This window comes from Solimonas flava DSM 18980, assembly GCF_000426685.1.
GTDB classification, from domain to species: domain Bacteria; phylum Pseudomonadota; class Gammaproteobacteria; order Nevskiales; family Nevskiaceae; genus Solimonas; species Solimonas flava.
Genome location: NZ_KE384553.1, coordinates 266,906 through 283,324, shown reverse-complemented (window position 1 = coordinate 283,324; position 16,419 = coordinate 266,906). Strand labels below are relative to the sequence as shown.

The 16,419-nt window shown below is 70.6% G+C and carries 18 protein-coding genes; 12 read left to right on the top strand and 6 right to left on the bottom strand.

Annotation, left to right across the window (positions count from 1 at the left end; all coding sequences use genetic code 11):
- The first annotated feature begins 90 nt into the window (after positions 1-90).
- From coq7 to K343_RS22950, 3 genes are all read left to right on the top strand, one after another.
- The gene (gene coq7 / locus K343_RS0119485) at positions 91-765 is read left to right on the top strand and encodes a 2-polyprenyl-3-methyl-6-methoxy-1,4-benzoquinone monooxygenase (RefSeq protein ID WP_211226345.1); all 675 of its coding nucleotides are present in this window, start codon (positions 91-93) and stop codon (positions 763-765) included.
- A 327-nt stretch (positions 766-1,092) separates the two neighbouring features.
- Positions 1,093-1,473, top strand: coding sequence for an MAPEG family protein (locus tag K343_RS0119480; RefSeq protein WP_028009484.1), 381 nt, complete (start codon positions 1,093-1,095; stop codon positions 1,471-1,473).
- A gap of 12 nt (positions 1,474-1,485) precedes the next feature.
- Complete coding sequence (locus tag K343_RS22950; protein WP_043113179.1) at positions 1,486-1,842, top strand: DUF6489 family protein; 357 nt, start codon at positions 1,486-1,488, stop codon at positions 1,840-1,842.
- Between the two features lie 29 nt (positions 1,843-1,871).
- Here K343_RS22950 and K343_RS0119470 read toward each other — a convergent pair whose 3' ends face one another.
- The 4 genes from K343_RS0119470 to K343_RS0119455 are packed head-to-tail and all read right to left on the bottom strand — an operon-like array spanning position 1,872 to position 5,574.
- Positions 1,872-3,182, bottom strand: coding sequence for a c-type cytochrome (locus K343_RS0119470; RefSeq protein WP_043113242.1), 1,311 nt, complete (start codon positions 3,180-3,182; stop codon positions 1,872-1,874).
- A complete protein-coding gene (locus tag K343_RS22945; protein ID WP_043113178.1) occupies positions 3,179-3,907 on the bottom strand; it encodes a c-type cytochrome in 729 nt (242 codons plus the stop codon). The genes K343_RS0119470 and K343_RS22945 overlap by 4 nt, the downstream gene beginning before the upstream one ends.
- A complete protein-coding gene (locus K343_RS22940) occupies positions 3,904-4,155 on the bottom strand; it encodes a DUF2970 domain-containing protein (protein ID WP_043113176.1) in 252 nt (83 codons plus the stop codon). Before K343_RS22940 ends, K343_RS22945 begins: the two co-directional genes overlap by 4 nt.
- Positions 4,156-4,173: 18 nt before the next feature.
- Positions 4,174-5,574 carry an aminotransferase-like domain-containing protein gene (locus K343_RS0119455; protein WP_028009482.1) on the bottom strand — a complete coding sequence of 467 codons (1,401 nt, stop codon included), beginning with the start codon at positions 5,572-5,574 and terminating at the stop codon, positions 4,174-4,176.
- 284 nt (positions 5,575-5,858) lie between these two features.
- Between K343_RS0119455 and K343_RS0119450 the strand changes: the two genes are divergently transcribed.
- The 7 genes from K343_RS0119450 (at position 5,859) to K343_RS22935 (ending at position 11,681) form a co-directional block, all read left to right on the top strand.
- Positions 5,859-6,341, top strand: coding sequence for an MSMEG_0572/Sll0783 family nitrogen starvation response protein (locus tag K343_RS0119450; RefSeq protein WP_028009481.1), 483 nt, complete (start codon positions 5,859-5,861; stop codon positions 6,339-6,341).
- Positions 6,342-6,402: 61 nt separating this feature from the next.
- On the top strand, positions 6,403-7,443 hold the full coding sequence (locus tag K343_RS0119445) for a Nit6803 family nitrilase (RefSeq protein WP_043113174.1): 1,041 nt from the start codon (positions 6,403-6,405) through the stop codon (positions 7,441-7,443).
- On the top strand, positions 7,376-8,506 hold the full coding sequence (locus tag K343_RS0119440; RefSeq protein ID WP_028009479.1) for an MSMEG_0568 family radical SAM protein: 1,131 nt from the start codon (positions 7,376-7,378) through the stop codon (positions 8,504-8,506). The genes K343_RS0119445 and K343_RS0119440 overlap by 68 nt, the downstream gene beginning before the upstream one ends.
- A gap of 8 nt (positions 8,507-8,514) precedes the next feature.
- Positions 8,515-9,093, top strand: coding sequence for an MSMEG_0567/Sll0786 family nitrogen starvation N-acetyltransferase (locus K343_RS0119435; RefSeq protein WP_051278761.1), 579 nt, complete (start codon positions 8,515-8,517; stop codon positions 9,091-9,093).
- Positions 9,090-10,112: a sll0787 family AIR synthase-like protein gene (locus K343_RS0119430; RefSeq protein ID WP_028009477.1), complete on the top strand. Its 1,023-nt coding sequence runs from the start codon at positions 9,090-9,092 to the stop codon at positions 10,110-10,112. The genes K343_RS0119435 and K343_RS0119430 overlap by 4 nt, the downstream gene beginning before the upstream one ends.
- Positions 10,105-10,389: an MSMEG_0570 family nitrogen starvation response protein gene (locus K343_RS0119425; protein ID WP_028009476.1), complete on the top strand. Its 285-nt coding sequence runs from the start codon at positions 10,105-10,107 to the stop codon at positions 10,387-10,389. The genes K343_RS0119430 and K343_RS0119425 overlap by 8 nt, the downstream gene beginning before the upstream one ends.
- Positions 10,386-11,681 carry an MSMEG_0569 family flavin-dependent oxidoreductase gene (locus K343_RS22935; protein WP_051278735.1) on the top strand — a complete coding sequence of 432 codons (1,296 nt, stop codon included), beginning with the start codon at positions 10,386-10,388 and terminating at the stop codon, positions 11,679-11,681. The genes K343_RS0119425 and K343_RS22935 overlap by 4 nt, the downstream gene beginning before the upstream one ends.
- A 4-nt stretch (positions 11,682-11,685) precedes the next feature.
- Here the strand turns inward: K343_RS22935 and K343_RS0119415 are convergent, their stop codons facing one another.
- Together K343_RS0119415 and K343_RS0119410 are read right to left on the bottom strand one after the other, a co-directional pair.
- Positions 11,686-11,949 (bottom strand): hypothetical protein, encoded by a 264-nt coding sequence (locus K343_RS0119415; protein WP_028009475.1) that lies wholly within the window; start codon positions 11,947-11,949, stop codon positions 11,686-11,688.
- Positions 11,950-12,095: 146 nt separating this feature from the next.
- Entirely contained in the window at positions 12,096-12,563 is a 468-nt protein-coding gene (locus K343_RS0119410) for a hypothetical protein (protein WP_028009474.1), read from the bottom strand.
- Positions 12,564-12,808: 245 nt separating this feature from the next.
- Between K343_RS0119410 and K343_RS0119405 the strand changes: the two genes are divergently transcribed.
- Together K343_RS0119405 and K343_RS0119400 are read left to right on the top strand one after the other, a co-directional pair.
- A complete protein-coding gene (locus K343_RS0119405) occupies positions 12,809-14,116 on the top strand; it encodes a YihY/virulence factor BrkB family protein (RefSeq protein WP_028009473.1) in 1,308 nt (435 codons plus the stop codon).
- Between the two features lie 109 nt (positions 14,117-14,225).
- Positions 14,226-15,908, top strand: coding sequence for an AMP-binding protein (locus K343_RS0119400; RefSeq protein WP_028009472.1), 1,683 nt, complete (start codon positions 14,226-14,228; stop codon positions 15,906-15,908).
- Positions 15,909-16,419: the final 511 nt, after the last annotated feature.

Below are 16,419 nucleotides of genomic sequence, written 5' to 3'. Positions count from 1 at the left end.
GCCCATTCTACGAGACCGGCGCCGCCGCCTGCCGCGCGCCGGTCCGGCCGGCTTGCGCAGGCGCCGCACGCAGGCCCTAGAATCGCCGCCATGAAACCGAGCGCCGCAGCCCCTGCCGTTCACGCCGACCGCGAGTTACGTCCCGTCGATCCGCTGCTGTCGCTGCTCGGCCGCGGCCTGGCGCTGCTCGCCGAGCGCGAGCGCGGCGCCGGCCGCGCCAACCCGGCGGCGCGCCAGCGCGACGCCGAACTGCCGGAAGCCGAGCGCCGCCACGTCGCCGGCCTGATGCGCGTCAATCACGCCGGCGAGATCGCCGCGCAGGCGCTGTACCACGGCCAGGCGCTGACCGCGCGCAATCCGCAAACCCGCCGCCACCTGCTCGAAGCGGCGCGCGAGGAACACGATCATCTGCGCTGGTGCGAGGAACGCCTCGACGAGCTCGGCGACGCGCCGAGCAAGCTGCAGCCGCTGTGGTACGCCGGCTCGTTCGCGATCGGCGCGCTCGCCGGCCTGCGCGGCGACGCCTGGAGCCTCGGCTTCGTCCACGAGACCGAGCGCCAGGTGTCCGAGCACCTCGGCGAGCACCTGCGGCAGCTGCCGGAAACCGACGCGCGCGGCCGCGCCATCCTCGAAACCATGCGCCGCGACGAAGAGCGCCACGGCCACGAAGCCGAACAGGCCGGCGGCCAGCCGCTGCCGGCGCCGGTGCGCGGCCTGATGCGCCAGGTCGCCAGGCTGATGAAGTTCGGCGCGTATCGGGTCTGAGCGCCCCGCCAGAGGAAAGCCTTCACCCTCCCCGCCAGAATTTCGCTCCCGGCCCGAAGCGGGCCGAACACGGAGCGACATCGTGAAACTGAAGCGCAGAAAACGGCTTTCCGGAGCGGCCAGGCTGGCGCTTGCCGCGCGGCATGATGGCTGCCCCGCGCCGGCCGTGTTCCCCGGAACCTGCCCGCCCGGGCGTGGCCGGCGCCTTCTCGGCGGCAAGGCGACCGCCGCCGTTGCGCCAGAGGCGCGCCGCGCTGCGGCCGCTCAGCCGGCGGCGAGCCGGCTGTTATGCTCGGCCCATCACAACAACGTCGGGGGACACCGAAGATGACGATCGCCCTGTGGTGCGTGCTGGCCGCGGCCCTGTTGCCGTTTCCGTTCGCGCTGGCCGCCAAGTGGAGCCGCCGCTTCGACAATGCCGCGCCGCGCGAGTATCTCGAACAGGCAGCCGGCTGGCGCAAGCGCGCGCACTGGGCGCAGCTCAACAGCTTCGAAGCGTTCCCGCCGTTCGCCGCCGCGGTGCTCATCGCCCACGTCGTCGCCGGCCCGAGCGCCGCCGCCGACCTGCTGGCGCTGGCCTTCGTCGCGCTGCGCATCGCGTACGGCCTGTGCTACATCGCCAACCGCGCGACGCTGCGCTCGCTGGTCTGGCTCGGCGCCATCGCCTGCGTGATCGGCCTCTTCGTCGTCGCCGCGCGCGCGTCGTAAAGGAGCTGCCCGATGCAGATCAAGATCGAGATCGACGTCCGCCCCGAGGAACTGCGCCGCTTCCTCGGCCTGCCCGACGTGTCCGGCCTGCAGGAGGACATCGTCGCCTTCCTGCGCGACAAGATCGGCGCCGCCAGCGGCTTCGACGCCTCGCAATTCGTGCGCAGCAATTTCGACACGCTGCGGCGCACGCCGGCCTGGCAGAAGTTCGCGGCGCGCCTGCGCATCAACGAGGACGGCGAGCCGGAAGTCGACGACGTCGCGCCCGAGCCACCGCGTCCGCCGCGCAAGCGCAAGCCGCGCGCCCGCAAGCGCGCCGCGGCAAAGCCGGCGGCCGCGGCGGCGACGGATCGCGGCGGCGAAGACTGACGGCCGCGGCCGCGCCGCTCAGGCGCGGCTCACCACAGCGGCCCGCCGCGGTTGTCGCGCACCTCGGCGCCGCCGATCGGCCGCGCGTCGTTGCCCCAGGCGCTGCGCACATAGCTCAGCACTTCGGCGATCTGCTCGTCGCCGAGCGTGGGCGCGAACGGCGGCATGCCGTACGGGCGCGGATTGCCGGCGGTGCCCGGCGCGTAGCCGCCGAACAGCACGATGCGGATCGGATCGACCGCCGAGTTCATCAGCACCGCGCGATTGCCGGCCAGCGCCGGCGCCGCCGGCGCGCGGCCTTCGCCGTCGTCGCCGTGGCACTGCGCGCAATGCTCGCGATACAGGCGCTCGCCGCGCGGCTTCATCGCCGCGACGACCTTCGGCGGCGGGGCCTGCCGGCCGGATGCCGGCGGCGCGCCGATGTCGTGCAGCGACTTCAGGTAGACGGCGATCGCGCGCAGCTCGGCCGGATCGACATGCTGCAGGCTTTCGTAGACGACCTCGGCCATCGGCCCCATCGTCGTGGCGCGGGCGCTGACGCCGGTCTTCAGCAGCGCGACGATCTCGTCCTCGGACCAGTCCTGCACGCCGGCCTCGGCACGGCTCGCCAGCGCCGGCGCGTACCAGTTCAGCACCAGACCGCCGGACGGGTTGTCCTGTGCGCGAATCGCGCCGAGCGCATTGCGCGCCTCGTGGCAGGCGCTGCAATGGCCGAGGCCCTGCACCAGATAGGCGCCGCGATTCCACTCGGCGCTTTGCGCCGGATCCGGCTGGTAGACGCCGGGCCGGAAGAACAGCAGGCGCCAGCCGCGCAGCAGCGGCCGGAAGCGGTACGGGAACTTCAGCTCGTGCGGTCGGTTCGCCTGGCGCACCGCCGGCTGCGCGCGCAGATAGGCGTACATCGCGTCGGCGTCGGCGCGGCTGACGCGCGTGAAGTTGGTGTACGGGAAGGTCGGATACAGCGGCCGGCCGTCGCGGCCCTTGCCCTCGTGCAGCGCGCGCCAGAAGTCGTCGGCGCTCCACTGGCCGATGCCGGTCTCGGCGTCGGGCGTGATGTTCGGCGCATAGAAGGTGCCGAACGGCGTCGGCACGGCGCGACCGCCGGCGTAGGCGGCGCCGCCGCGCGCGGTGTGGCAGGCCCGGCAGTCGCCGAGCCGCACGAGCTGTTCGCCGCGCGCGCGCGCATCGGTCGTCAGCGTTCCGGCCGGCAGCGGCGGCGCGTCGCCGTCCTGGCGATCAACCGGACCGAACAGCCACAGGCCCGCCGCCGCCAGCAGCGCCAGCGTGCCGAGCCCGAGCAGCGCGCCGAGCGCGCGGCGCTTCATGATCGCGGCGCTCATCGCTTCGCCTCCGTCGGCACCATGGCGCTGCCGCATTCGAGCGGCAGTTCGGCGATCGGCGCGGCCGGCGACGCGTCGTCCGGCACCGGCTGGGTCGCCAGCCAGGCGCTCGCGGCATACAGGTCGGCCGGCGTCAGGCGGCGCGCGACTTCGGCCATGCAGTCCGGCGCGTGCGCGCGGCGGTTGCCCTCGCGCCAGGCGCCGAGCTGCGCCATCAGGTAATCGTGCGACAGGCCGAGCAGGCCCGGCGTCGCCGGCAGGGCGCCGGTCAGGCGCGCGCCGTGGCAGGCGACGCAGGCCGGGATGCGCTGCGGCGCGTCGCCGTCGTTGACGAGCCGGCGGCCGCGTTCGAGCACTGCGGTGCCGACCGCCGGCGCCTGCGGCGGCGGATACGGCAGATGCTGATCGGCGAAGTACTGCGCCATTTCGGCGAGGTAGGCGTCGCCCTGCCGCTCGACCATGTAGGTCATCATCGCGTAGTCGCGGCGGGCCTCGCGGAAGTTCAGCAGCTGGTTGTAGAGATAGCCGGCCGGCTTGCCGGCGATGCGCGGGTAGTAGCCGTCGCTGGTCGCCCGCCCCTCGCGGCCGTGACAGGCCATGCACGGCTGCACGCGCTGGTCGATCGAGTCGAGCGGCGGGGTTTGCGCCGCGGGCGCGGCGAACGCCGGCCACGCCAGCAGCAGCGGCAGCAGGCCGCGCAGCCAGACCGCGGCGCGCACGCTCAAAGCCCCGCGTTGCGCAGCAGCAGGCGCACGATCAGCACCAGCGTGACGATGAAGCCGATCGTCAGCAGCACGCCGATGGCGATGAACGCCGCCGGACTGCCGCGCGCGAAATCGCGCTCGCGCGCCTTCGAGCTCTGCACACCGAGCATCGCCATCAGCACGCTGCCGAGGGTGGCGAACAGGCCGAGCTTGCGCGGCGTCCCGTCATCGTTGGCGGCGGACGGCACCTTGAGCGTACGGTTTTCCATCGACGGTTCTCCTCGTGACTACATCACGCGCGACGCGAGCGCCGGCAGCTGCTCGATCGCGTCTTCGATCATTTCCAGTGTATGGCCGCATTCGTCGCGGCTGGCGGCGCCGCCGAGACAGACGCGCACCGCCTCCGGCGCCGGTCCGCTGACGGTGAAGGTATCGGCGACCACCACGCCGACGCCGTGCGCGCGCAGATGGGTCGCGAACTCGATGCGCGTCCACGGCTCCGGCGTCTTCAGCCAGAGATGGAACGCGTCCGGATCGGTGACGAACTCGGCGCGGCGCAGGATGCTGGCGGCGAGCTTCTGGCGCGCGCGCGACTCGGCGCGCACCGCCTGCGCGGCGAGCGCGGCGGTGCCGTCGTCGATCCAGCGCGTGGCCAGCGCCGTGAGGATCGGCGAGGCCATCACCGCTGTCGTGCGCAGCACCGCCGACAGGCGCGCGGTGTAGCGCACGTTCGGCGTCGTCATGTAGGCGACGCGCAAACCGGCGCCGAGGCATTTCGAGAAGCCGGACAGATAGAACGTCAGCTCCGGCGCCAGCGTCGCGATCGCCGGCGGCGGCCGCTCCGGCAGACAGGCGTAGGCGTCGTCCTCGATGATCGGCACGCCGTAGCGGCGCGCGATCTCGGCGATCGCCTCGCGCCGCGCCAGCGGCAGCGTCGCCGTGGTCGGGTTGAGCAGCGTCGGATTCACGTACAGGGCCTTCGGCAGGTCGGCGGCGCACAGCGCGCCGAAGGCGTCGGGATCGAGCCCCTGGCCGTCGGCCGGCAGGCCGACGAGGCGGATGCCGAGCTGCGCGGCGAGCCCCTTGATGCCCGGATAGGTGACCGCCTCGCAGGCGATCGTGTCGCCGGGCCGCGCCAGCACCGTGAACAGCGCCAGCAGCGCGCTCTGCACGCCCGGACAGACCAGCACGCGCTGGCCGCCGACGCCGTGCAGCTTCAGCCAGCGCGCGCCGGCCTCGCGGTCCTCCGGCGTGCCGCCGAATTCCTGATAGCGCAGCAGCGCATACGGATCATGCTCGCGCAGGCTCGCGTAGCCCTCGGCGAAGCGCGCCAGCAGCGCCGGATCGCGCGGCTCCGGCGGCATGTTCATGGTCATGTCGATGAGGTGGCCGGCCGTCACCGGGCGGCGCACCGGACCGCTGCCGACCATCTCGCGCACCACCGTGCCGTGGCCGGGCCGCGCGTCGATCAGGCCGCGCCGCTGCGCTTCGGCATAGCCGCGCGCCACGGTCGTGAAATTCAGCTTCAGGTCCTGCGCCAGCTGGCGCAGCGTCGGCAGGCGCTGATGGGCGGTCAGGTGTCCGGCCTGGATGTCGTCGGCGATGGCGTCGGCAATGGCGATGTACGCCGGCCGGCTGCTCGCATTGATTGCATGAACCCAGCGACTTGATTGGTTTTTAGAGCCCATCACCCGATCCAGAAGGAGGCGCGATGCACCATGTCGCGCCACATCGAGCGCCATCATAAGTCACGCGGGCATCTCGCGGAAAGTCCTGCTGTCCGCGGCCGGCCCGCAGCGACGCACGGGCGCCGGAAAAATTTCGCGGCGGCACAAAAATGTCTCACATTGATTGCATCGTGATTGTCGATCAATGTCGCTTTCTGGCACGTCGGTTGCGCTGAACCCGGCACGCCCCGCCGCACCGGCGCGGCGCCACGAATCGTTCCAACCGCCGCTTCAGGAGATCCGCTATGCCCGCAGTCACGACGCCCGCGCACAAGAAAGGCGACTTCTTCGTCGACTACGAAGAAAAGGTATTCGAGGACGTCAAAGCCAAGCCCGGCGAGAAAGCGCTGGTCACCTTCCACACCGTCGCCTTCGAGGGCTCGATCGGCCTGGTCAACCTGCTGCAGGCCAAGCGCCTGCTGCGCAAGGGCTTCGAGACTTCGATCCTGCTCTACGGGCCGGGCGTCACGCTCGGCATCCAGCGCGGCTTCCCGACGCTCGGCGACGAGGCCTTTCCGGGCCATCAGAACTTCAACGGCCAGCTCAAGGCCTTCATGGACGAAGGCGGCAAGGTCTACGCCTGCCGCTTCGCGCTGCAGGCGCTGTACGGCCACGGCGAGCCGTCGCTGCAGCCGGGCATCCGGCCGATCAATCCGCTCGACGTGCTCGACCTGATCCTGATCCACCGCAACGAGAACGCCTTCATGATCCACACCTGGACGGTCTGAGCGATTCGCCGAGGGCCCCGCGCGCCCGCGCGGGATCGACGATCCGGACGACAGAGTCCCCATGAACCACACCCTTGTGAAAGTCGCGGCCGCCCAGCTCTCGCCGGTGCTGGGCAGCCGCGACGGCACGATCGCCAAGGTGATCGACGCGATCGCCGCCGCCGCGCGCGCGGGCGCGCGGCTGATCGTCTTTCCCGAGACGGTGGTGCCGTACTACCCCTACTTCTCGTTCATCACCCCGGCGGTGGCGATGGGCCCCGCGCACCTGGCGCTGTACGAGCAGGCGGTGACGGTGCCGGGCGCGGCGACCGACGCGGTCGCCGCCGCCGCGCGCCGGCACGCGATCGTGGTCGTGCTCGGCGTCAACGAGCGCGACCACGGCACGCTCTACAACGCGCAGCTGATCTTCGACGCCGACGGCACGCTGCTGCTCAAGCGCCGCAAGATCACGCCGACGTATCACGAGCGCATGGTCTGGGGCCAGGGCGACGGCAGCGGCCTGAAAGCGGTCGACTCCGCCGTCGGCCGCATCGGCGCGCTGGCCTGCTGGGAGCACTACAACCCGCTGGCGCGCTACAGCCTGATGGCGCAGCACGAACAGATCCACTGCAGCCAGTTTCCGGGCTCGCTGGTCGGCCCGATCTTCGCCGAGCAGATGGAGCTGACGGTGCGTCACCACGCCCTCGAATCCGGCTGCTTCGGCATCAACGCCACGGCCTGGCTCAGCGAGGAGCAGGTGGCGTCGATCACATCCGATCCGGCACTGCAGAAGGCGCTGCGCGGCGGCTGCTACACCGCCATCGTCTCGCCGGAAGGCAAGCACCTGTGCGAGCCGCTGCGCGACGGCGAAGGCCTGGTCTACGCCGATCTCGATTTCGCGCTGATCACCAAGCGCAAACGCATGATGGATTCGGTCGGCCACTACGCGCGACCGGAACTGCTGTCGCTGCAACTCGACGACCGCGCCGCGCAGCCGCTGCACGCGCGCGGCGACGCACTGCCCCTCTTCCCGCACCTGTCCCGGAGTGCCTGCGATGACGCCCGCCCAGACGAACCAGCAGCTGATCACCGACCTGCAGTCGCGCGGCTTGCGGCTGGTTGACGAATCGGCCGGCGCGCCGAGCCGCCGCGGCGGCGCCGGCCCCTCGGACCACAAAGCGGTGACGATCGACGGCCGGACCTTCATGGTGCCGGTGCATACCGGCGGCGCCGCGGCCTCGCCCTACGTCGCCGAGGCCCCGTCCGGCGACGGCGCCGCCGCGCTGCGCCGCGACGGCCTGGCCGTGGCGACGATCAGCTTTCCGAAACAGCCGCGCTTCTATCAGCAGCAGACCGCCGACGGCACGCCGTACTGGAAGATCGCGCAGCTGCACGGCAGCGACGTGCTGGCGACGACCGTGCTGCAGACCTGCATCCGCTACGGCCGGCGCGAGACCTCGTGCCAGTTCTGCGCGATCGGCGAATCGCTCGCGCACGGCCGCACGATCAATCGCAAGACGCCGGAACAGCTCGCCGAAGTCGCGCGCGCCGCGGTGGCGCTCGACGGCGTCCGCCACATGGTGATGACGACCGGCACGCCGAACTTCACCGACCGCGGCGCCGCGCTGCTGGTCGACAGCGCGCGCGCCGTCAGGGCGGCGCTGCCGACGCTGCCGATCCAGGCGCAATGCGAGCCGCCGGACGATCCGGCCTGGTTCGCGCGGCTCCGCGACGCCGGCGTCGACAGCCTCGGCATGCATCTCGAAGCGGTCACGCCGGCGGTGCGCGCGCGCATCATGCCGGGCAAGACCGAGGTCGGCATCGCGCAGTACCTCGAAGCCTTCGCCGCAGCCGTGCGCGTGTTCGGCCGCGGCCAGGTCAGCACCTACATCCTCGCCGGCCTCGGCGACACGCGCGAGGCGATCCTGGCGATGTGCGAGACGCTGGTCGGCCTCGGCGTCTATCCGTTCGTGGTGCCGTTCGTGCCGATCTCCGGCACGCCGCTCGAACGTCACCCGGCACCCGATCCGGCGTTCATGCGCGAGCTGCTGGCGCCGCTCGGCCGCCTGCTGGTCGACGCCGGCCTGCGCTCGCGCGACATCAAGGCGGGCTGCGGCAAATGCGGCGCCTGCTCCTCGCTCGCCGCCTACGAAACGGACGCGGCGCCGGCCGCGCGCGCCGCGTGAGCCGCGTCATGCGCACCGCCCTGGAGAGCGGCGAGGCCGGCGCCGTCGCCAGTGCCTTCGTGCCCGGCGAATTCCGCCTCAAGCACGCGCAGGCGTCGTGGGAACAGCAGGCCTGCGCGGCGCTGCGCCGCCAGGTGTTCTGCGTCGAGCAGGGTCTTTTCGACGGCGACGACCGCGATGCGATCGACGCGCGCGCGCTGCCGATCGCGGCGATCACCTGCATCGCCGGCATCGGCGAATGCGTGGTCGGCACGGTGCGCATCCACCAGCCGGCGGCGCAGGCCGAACCCGGCCTCTGGCAGGGCTCGCGGCTCGCCGTGCTGCCCGAGTACCGGCGCAGCGCCTGGCTCGGCAGCGAGCTGATCGCGCACGCGGTCGGCACCGCGCACGCGCGCGGCTGCACGCGCTTTCTCGCCCAGGTGCAGGTTCAGAACGTCAGGCTGTTCGAGCGTCTGCACTGGACGGCGCTGGCAGCGATCGAAGTACAGGGCCGGCCGCACGTGCTGATGCAGGCCCAGCTCGCGCACTACCCGCCGCGCCATAGCGACGAGCTGGCGTTCTACACGGCGACGAGGGCGGCGGCATGATCGACGACACCCGTCCGCAAAGCGCACTCGACGCGCTGGTCGCCGGCCTGCACGCGAGCCGCGGCGTCGCCGCCAAGCGCGACATCGCCGGCGCGGTCGCCGCGCTCGGCATCGCCGATCCGCGCGCCGCGGTGCCGGTCGGCGACGACTGCGCGGCCCTGCCCGACGGCGACGGCCATCTGCTGTTCGCGATCGAAGGCTTCCTCAACGATTTCGTCGCCCGCGATCCGTGGTTCGCCGGCTGGTGCGGCGTGATGGTCAACGTCGCCGACATCGCCGCGATGGGCGGCCGCCCGCTCGCCGTCGTCGACGCCGTCTGGGGCCGCGACAGCGGCCATCTGCGCGAGATCCTCGACGGCATGGCCGCGGCCGCGCGCGCGTTCGGCGTGCCGGTAGTCGGCGGCCACAGCAGCGCGAGCGCCGCACAGGAGCAGCTGTCGGTCGCCATCATCGGTCGCGCGAACCGGCTGCTGACCAGCTTCGACGCGCGGCCCGGCGACGCCCTGCTGGTCGCCGTCGACCTGCGCGGCGCGTACCGCGAGCCGTTCCCGCACTGGAACGCGGCCACCACCGCGCCGCCGGCGCGGCTGCGCGCCGATCTCGAACTGCTGCCCGCGCTCGCCGAGGACGGCCTGTGCCACGCCGCCAAGGACATCAGCCAGGCCGGCGTGATCGGCACGCTGCTGATGCTGCTCGAATGCTCCGGCGTCGGCGCGACGCTCGACGTGCGCCGCGTACCGCGACCGCCGCAGGCGCCGCTCGCGCGCTGGCTGCTGCAGACCTTTCCCAGCTACGGCTACGTGCTCGCGGTCGCGCCCGAACACGTCGCCGCGGTGAGCGCCCGCTTTCACGCGCGCGATCTGGCCTGCGCCGCCGTCGGCGCCTGCGACGGCACGCGCCGCCTGCAGCTGCGCGCGTACGGCGAGACGCGCCTGGCCTGGGACTTCGCCGCGCAGCCGCTGACCGGCTGCGGCCCGGCCGCCGCCGTATCCCCCGTTCCGGAGACCGTTCATGCCTGAAGTGCAGTTCCGCGTGCGCTGGCCCGACGCCTCGTCGACGCTCTGCTACTCGCCGTCGAGCACGATCCGCGAGGCCTTCGTGCTCGGCCACGCCTATCCGCTGCAGGAGTTCGTCGCGCGCAGTCGCGCCGCACTCGAACACGCCAGCCTGCGCGTCGCGCAGAAGTACGGCTTCGGCTGCGCGCACGCCGCGCTGCAGATCCGCGAAATCGAACAGGCCGCCGCGCGCTACGCCGGCGACCCGCACGCCACCGTCACCGTCGAGTCCTACGAATGATCCCGAGCAAGACCACCCCGCTGCATCCCGTCACCGCCCGCCGCGTGCCGGTCGCCATCGTCGGCGGCGGCCAGGCCGGACTCGCCATGAGCTGGCTGCTCCAGCGGCGCGGCATCGAGCACATCGTCTTCGAGCGCCATCGCGTCGCGCACGAATGGCGCGAGGCACGCTGGGATTCGTTCTGCCTGGTGACGCCGAACTGGCAGTGCCGCCTGCCCGGCTGGCCGTACGCCGGCCGCGATCCGCACGGCTTCATGCTCAAGGACGAGATCGTCGCCTACCTCGAAGGCTACGCCGCCTCGTTCGCGCCGCCGCTGTGCGAGGGCACCAGCGTCACGCGGCTGCGGCCGCTCGACGACGGCGGCTTCGAGCTGAAGACCACGAGCGGCGACTGGATCGCCGGCCAGGTCGTGATCGCGACCGGCGGCTATCACACGCCGATCGTGCCGCGCAGCGCCGAGCGCCTGCCGGCCCCGGTGCTGCAGCTGCATTCGTCGAACTACCGCAATCCGCATTCGCTGCCCGCGGGCGCGGTGCTGGTCGTCGGCACCGGGCAGTCGGGCTGCCAGATCGCCGAGGACCTGCACCTCGCCGGCCGCCAGGTGCATCTGGCGGTCGGCACCGCACCGCGCTCGCCGCGCGTCTACCGCGGCAAGGAAGTCACCGACTGGCTGACCGAGTCCGGCTACTACGACATCGCCTACGAGCAGCACCCGCAGAAGGAAACGGTGCGCGAGAAGACCAATCACTATCTCACCGGCCGCGACGGCGGCCGCGAGATCGACCTGCGCCGCTTCGCGCGCGAGGGCATGCAGCTGTACGGCCGCTTCGACGAGATCCACCGCGACGGCGAGCGGATCGAGGTCCGCTTCATCGCCGACCTCAAGCACAACCTCGACCAGGCCGACGCCAGCTACCTGGCGATCCGCGCCAGCATCGACCAGTACATCGCCGCGCGCGGCATCGAGGCGCCGGCCGAAGCGCCGTACGTGCCGGTCTGGGAGCCGGACACGGAGCCGACATCGCTGGACCTGCAGGCCGCCGGCATCACGACGGTGATCTGGGCGATCGGCTTCGCCGCCGACTATCGCTGGATCGAGGCGCCGCTGTTCGACGGCCGCGGCCGGCCGGTGCAACGGCGCGGCGTGACCGGCGTCGACGGCCTCTATTTCCTCGGCTTGCCGTGGCAGAACACCTGGGGCTCGGGCCGCTTCGCCGACGTCGGCCGCGACGCCGAATACCTGCTGGAGCACATCGCGCCGGCGCAGCTCGATCGCCGCGCGGCATCCTGAGGGCTCAGCGGCGACGGCGCGGCTGCAGATCGCGCAGCAGGCCCTGCCACAGCTCGATGCGGATCGCGTGATCGTCGCGGAAGCGGCGGCGCGTGCGGGCCTGCAGCGCGCGCTGCTCGCGCAGCAGCTGCCGCCAGCTGCGCGCCTGCCGGGCGATGATCACGCGCTCGCACAGCGCGCTGGCGTGTCCGTGCAGCGCGTCGGTCTCGTGCAGCGCCAGCAGCGCGACGCCGCCGAGCACGCGGTCGAGATCAAGGAAGGCATGCATGCTCGATCTCCGTGAGGCTGGATGGGCGGCCGGCATCGGCGCCGGCCGGAAACGCAAAAGGGGCCGGGTTGCCCCGACCCCTCCGTAGCCCGCCGCCGCTGATCGCGGCAGTCGTGGCGGCGGCGCCCGCAGGCGCCGCCCGTGCATCAGGCCGCAGCGACCTTCTTGGTCGCCTTCTTGGCCTTGGCGACCGTCTTGGTCGCCGTCTTCTTGGCCTTGGCGACAACCGGCGCCTGGCCCTGGATCTTGGCGCTGATCGTCTCGACGCCGCTCTTCAGCGTCTTGGCCAGCTCGTCGCCGGTCTTGCTGACGATCTTCAGCGAATCGTTGTAGGCGCCGAGCACCGTGGACTTGCCTTCCGGCAGGTAGGCGACTGGATTGCTGGCAACGGCCTTGAGTCCGTCGGTCTTGGCCTTGCTCACGCTGGCCTGCACGAGCGTCGACAGTTCCTTGCCGGCGCTGACGTTGGTCTGCACCAGCTCCTGCACGCCCTCGACGACGATGCCGTTCGCGGTCTTCAGCGTCTTCACACCGGCCTCAAGCGCTTCCTGGCCACGGGTGACGACGACGTCGGCACGGGTCTTCACATCGTTCACGATCGCTTCAACGCTCATTGCTGCTGCACTCCAATCTGTTCTCAAAGATAACGGCCCCGAGGAGCTCCGCCCCGCCCTTGTTGCAATGCAACAAATGCTGCAGCACAGCATATCCGCGCCGCTTTTGATGTCAATGGCCTGACAGGGCGATCCGACCAACGGCGGGGGCCGGCCCGGACCGCCGCTTCCGACGGCGCCCGGCAGGCCCGCGCCGACGGCGGGCGCGGCCCGGAGCGGCACCGGCCTTTGTGTATCCTCCGCGCATGAAACGCCACCTCCAGCGCCTGCGCGACCGTCTCTGGCACGCGGGGCACGGCGAGCAGCCCCGGCGCTCGATCCGCATCGGCCGCTACGCCTTCGTGCTCGCCCGCGACATCGCCGAAGGCCAGCTGACGATGCGCGCGATGAGCCTGGTCTACACCACGCTGCTGTCGATCGTGCCGCTGCTGGCGCTGGCGTTCTCGGTGCTCAAGGCCTTCGGCGCGCGCGACGCGATCGAGCCCCTGCTCACCCAGTTCTTCGAGCCGCTCGGCCCGCAGGCCGCGGAGCTGACCCAGCAGCTTCTCGAATTCATCGAGCACATCAAGGTCGGCGTGCTCGGCTTCGTCGGCGTGCTCGCGCTGCTGTGGTCGGCGCTGTCGCTGATCCAGAAAGTGGAAAGCAGCTTCAACTACGTCTGGCGCATCGAGCGGCCGCGGCCGCTGGCACAGCGGCTCGGCGACTACTTCGCGGTGCTGATGGTCGGCCCGCTGTTCGTGTTTCTGGCGCTCGGCATCACCGCGTCGATCTTCAATTCCTCGGTGATCGCCCTGCTCGGCGAGTACGAGCCCTTCGGCTATCTGATCTACCTGCTCGGCAAACTGGTGCCGTACCTGCTGATCATCGGCCTGTTCACCTTCGTCTACAGCTTCGTGCCGAACACGCGCGTCAAGCCGCTGGCGGCGCTGGTCGGCGGCACCTTCGCCGGCGTGCTGTGGCAGACCGGCAGCGTGGTGTTCGCCTCGTTCGTCGCCGGCGCGACCAACTACAACGCCATCTATTCGAGCTTCGCGATCCTGATCTTCCTGCTGATCTGGATCTATGTCGGCTGGATGATCCTGCTGCTCGGTTGCCAGCTGGCGTTCTACGTCCAGCATCCGGAGCACCTCAAGCCACGGCGCATGCCGCCGCTGCTGAGCGGCCGGCAGATGGAATACCTGGCGCTGATGATCATGGGCGTCAGCGGCCGCCGCTTCGTCGCCGGCGAGTCCGGCTACACCCAGGAAGAACTGGCGCTGGAACTCGGCGCCGAGCCCGAGCACGTGGCCCGCGTCGTCGAACAGCTGATCTACAAGGGCCTGCTGACCGAAAGCGGCCGCACGCGCACGCTGCTGACGCCCGCGATCGACCTCGATGCGGTGCCGCTCGCCCGTCTCTGGGCCCTGGCCCGCACCGGCGACGGCCTGCCGCCGTCCAGCGATCCGCTGGCCACCGCGGCGCGCAAGCTGCTCGACGAGGCCGAGGCCGACTTCGCCGAACGCCACGCCGGAACCTCGGTCAAGGGCTGGCTGAAGAGCCAAAGCCGGGATTGAACGTCCTGCCTATAATCCGCGCGGCTTCGCCGCGACCGTTCGCGGCGGCCTGACAGATACATACACAAGGCGGCCCCAGCCGCACGCACACAACTTCAGAGGACGACCCATGGCGACGTCGACAGCGGCGGGCGAATTTGTCTGGTTTCAGGAATACCCGCCGACCGTGCCGCGCACGATCGACACCGGCGCGGTACCGTCGCTGGTCGCCATGTTCGAGCAGAGCTGCGCGCGTTTCGGCGACCAGATCGCCTACGAATGCATGGGCCAGACGCTCAGCTTCGCCGAACTCGACCGCCTGACGCAGGACTTCGCGTCATACCTGCAGAACGTGCTCGGCCTGCAGCGTGGCGACCGCGTCGCGCTGATGATGCCGAATCTGCTGCAGTACCCGGTCTCGCTGTTCGGCGTGTTGCGCGCCGGGCTGGTCGTCGTCAACGTCAACCCGCTCTACACCCCGCGCGAGCTCGAGCACCAGCTGCGCGACAGCGGCGCCAAGGCGATCGTCATCGTCGAGAACTTCTGCACGACGCTGCAGCAGGTCATCGCCAACACACCGGTCCAGCACGTCATCACCACGCAGATCGGCGACCTGGCGCCGTTCCCGAAGCGCGCGATCGTCAATTTCGTCGTCAAGCGCGTCAAGAAGATGGTCCCGGCCTGGAGCATTCCCGGCACTACGAGCTTCCGCGAAGCGCTGGCCAAGGGCCGGGCGCAGCCGTACGCGCGCATCCAGCTCGGCCCCGATGACATCGCCTTCCTGCAGTACACCGGCGGCACCACCGGCCTTTCGAAAGGCGCAGTGCTGACGCACGGCAACGTCACCGCCAACGTGCAGCAGGTCAGCGCCTGGATCGGGCCGTTCCTCGACGAAGGCAAGGAAGTCATCATCACCGCGCTGCCGCTGTACCACATCTTCGCGCTGGTCGTGAACTGCCTGCTGTTCCTGCGCCACGGCTGTCGCAACGTGCTGATCACCAACCCGCGCGACATGGCCGCCTTCTGCGTGGAACTCAAGCGCAGCGGCTTCACCGCGATCACCGGCGTCAACACGCTGTTCAACGGCCTGCTGCACGCGCCCGGATTCGCCGAACTCGACTTCTCCAGGTTCAAGCTCGCCGTCGGCGGAGGCACCGCCGTGCAGCAGGCGGTCGCCGAGAAGTGGCAGAAGGTCACTGGCGTCGGCCTCACCGAAGGCTACGGCCTGACCGAATGCTCGCCGGTGGTCAGCTTCTCGCCGCTCAGCGTCCCGCAGTGGAACGGCACGATCGGCGTGCCGCTGCCGTCGACGCTGGTCTCGCTGCGCGACGAGGAAGAAAACGAAGTCCTGCCCGGCCAGCCCGGCGAGCTCTGCGTGAAGGGTCCGCAGGTCATGCAGGGCTACTGGCAGAAGCCGGAAGAGTCGGCCAAGGTCTTCACCAAGGACGGCTGGCTGAAGACCGGCGACGTCGCCGTGTTCGAACCGAACGGCTACCTGCGCATCGTCGACCGCAAGAAGGACATGATCCTGGTGTCCGGTTTCAACGTATACCCGAACGAGATCGAAGGCGTGGTTGCCCAGCACCCGGGCGTACTCGAAGTCGCATGCATCGGCGTGCCCGACGAGAAATCCGGCGAAGTGCCGAAGGTCTTCGTCGTGAAGAAGGACCCCGCCCTCACGGAAGCCGAACTGCGCGCCTACTGCCACGAGAACCTGACCGGCTACAAGATGCCGAAGTACATCACCTTCCTGACTGAACTGCCGAAATCGAACGTCGGCAAGGTGCTGCGCAAGGAACTGCGCGGCAAGTAAGACGGCCGCTTCATGCAAACCGCGCGAGCGCCTGTGGCCTCGCGCGGTTTTTTATTGACGCATTACTAATTTCTGCCCCCCGACACGGGACTACGCGGGATGCAATTCGCCGCCGCAGGTTCAATATCGATCAACAGCCCGTTCGTTCGAACCGTAGGGGCGCACCTTCATTGACGCCGCGCTTGCCGGGCGAGATATCCTTGTTTCGATTCACACGCCCGTGATGGGCGCGACCGGCGCGTTGCCGCTGCCGACCCAGTAGCCGGCGACGTTTCGATCCACGCGCCCGTGAAGGGCGCGACTGTGACGTTCGCGCTGGCCGCCATCGGCCTGTTCAAGTTTCGATCCACGCGCCCGTGAAGGGCGCGACGTTCTGCTCGGCGCCGAACGCGTAGAGCCAGTCGATGTTTCGATCCACGCGCCCGTGAAGGGCGCGACATCCCGCGGTAGTCGGCCATCTTGATGTCGGTGAGGTTTCGATCCACGCGCCCGTGAAGGGCGCGACTTTGCG

Bases quoted from the DNA above. Each gene is read 5' to 3' on its own strand.
- coq7 (WP_211226345.1), top strand. From the start codon at position 91: ATGAAACCGAGCGCCGCAGCCCCTGCCGTTCACGCCGACCGCGAGTTA.
- K343_RS0119450 (WP_028009481.1), top strand. From the start codon at position 5,859: ATGCCCGCAGTCACGACGCCCGCGCACAAGAAAGGCGACTTCTTCGTC.
- K343_RS0119430 (WP_028009477.1), top strand. From the start codon at position 9,090: ATGATCGACGACACCCGTCCGCAAAGCGCACTCGACGCGCTGGTCGCC.
- K343_RS0119470 (WP_043113242.1), bottom strand. From the start codon at position 3,182: ATGAGCGCCGCGATCATGAAGCGCCGCGCGCTCGGCGCGCTGCTCGGG.
- K343_RS22935 (WP_051278735.1), top strand. From the start codon at position 10,386: ATGATCCCGAGCAAGACCACCCCGCTGCATCCCGTCACCGCCCGCCGC.
- K343_RS0119440 (WP_028009479.1), top strand. From the start codon at position 7,376: ATGACGCCCGCCCAGACGAACCAGCAGCTGATCACCGACCTGCAGTCG.
- K343_RS0119445 (WP_043113174.1), top strand. From the start codon at position 6,403: ATGAACCACACCCTTGTGAAAGTCGCGGCCGCCCAGCTCTCGCCGGTG.
- K343_RS0119455 (WP_028009482.1), bottom strand. From the start codon at position 5,574: ATGGGCTCTAAAAACCAATCAAGTCGCTGGGTTCATGCAATCAATGCG.
- K343_RS0119405 (WP_028009473.1), top strand. From the start codon at position 12,809: ATGAAACGCCACCTCCAGCGCCTGCGCGACCGTCTCTGGCACGCGGGG.
- K343_RS0119435 (WP_051278761.1), top strand. From the start codon at position 8,515: ATGCGCACCGCCCTGGAGAGCGGCGAGGCCGGCGCCGTCGCCAGTGCC.
- K343_RS0119415 (WP_028009475.1), bottom strand. From the start codon at position 11,949: ATGCATGCCTTCCTTGATCTCGACCGCGTGCTCGGCGGCGTCGCGCTG.
- K343_RS22950 (WP_043113179.1), top strand. From the start codon at position 1,486: ATGCAGATCAAGATCGAGATCGACGTCCGCCCCGAGGAACTGCGCCGC.
- K343_RS0119400 (WP_028009472.1), top strand. From the start codon at position 14,226: ATGGCGACGTCGACAGCGGCGGGCGAATTTGTCTGGTTTCAGGAATAC.
- K343_RS22940 (WP_043113176.1), bottom strand. From the start codon at position 4,155: ATGGAAAACCGTACGCTCAAGGTGCCGTCCGCCGCCAACGATGACGGG.
- K343_RS0119425 (WP_028009476.1), top strand. From the start codon at position 10,105: ATGCCTGAAGTGCAGTTCCGCGTGCGCTGGCCCGACGCCTCGTCGACG.
- K343_RS0119410 (WP_028009474.1), bottom strand. From the start codon at position 12,563: ATGAGCGTTGAAGCGATCGTGAACGATGTGAAGACCCGTGCCGACGTC.
- K343_RS0119480 (WP_028009484.1), top strand. From the start codon at position 1,093: ATGACGATCGCCCTGTGGTGCGTGCTGGCCGCGGCCCTGTTGCCGTTT.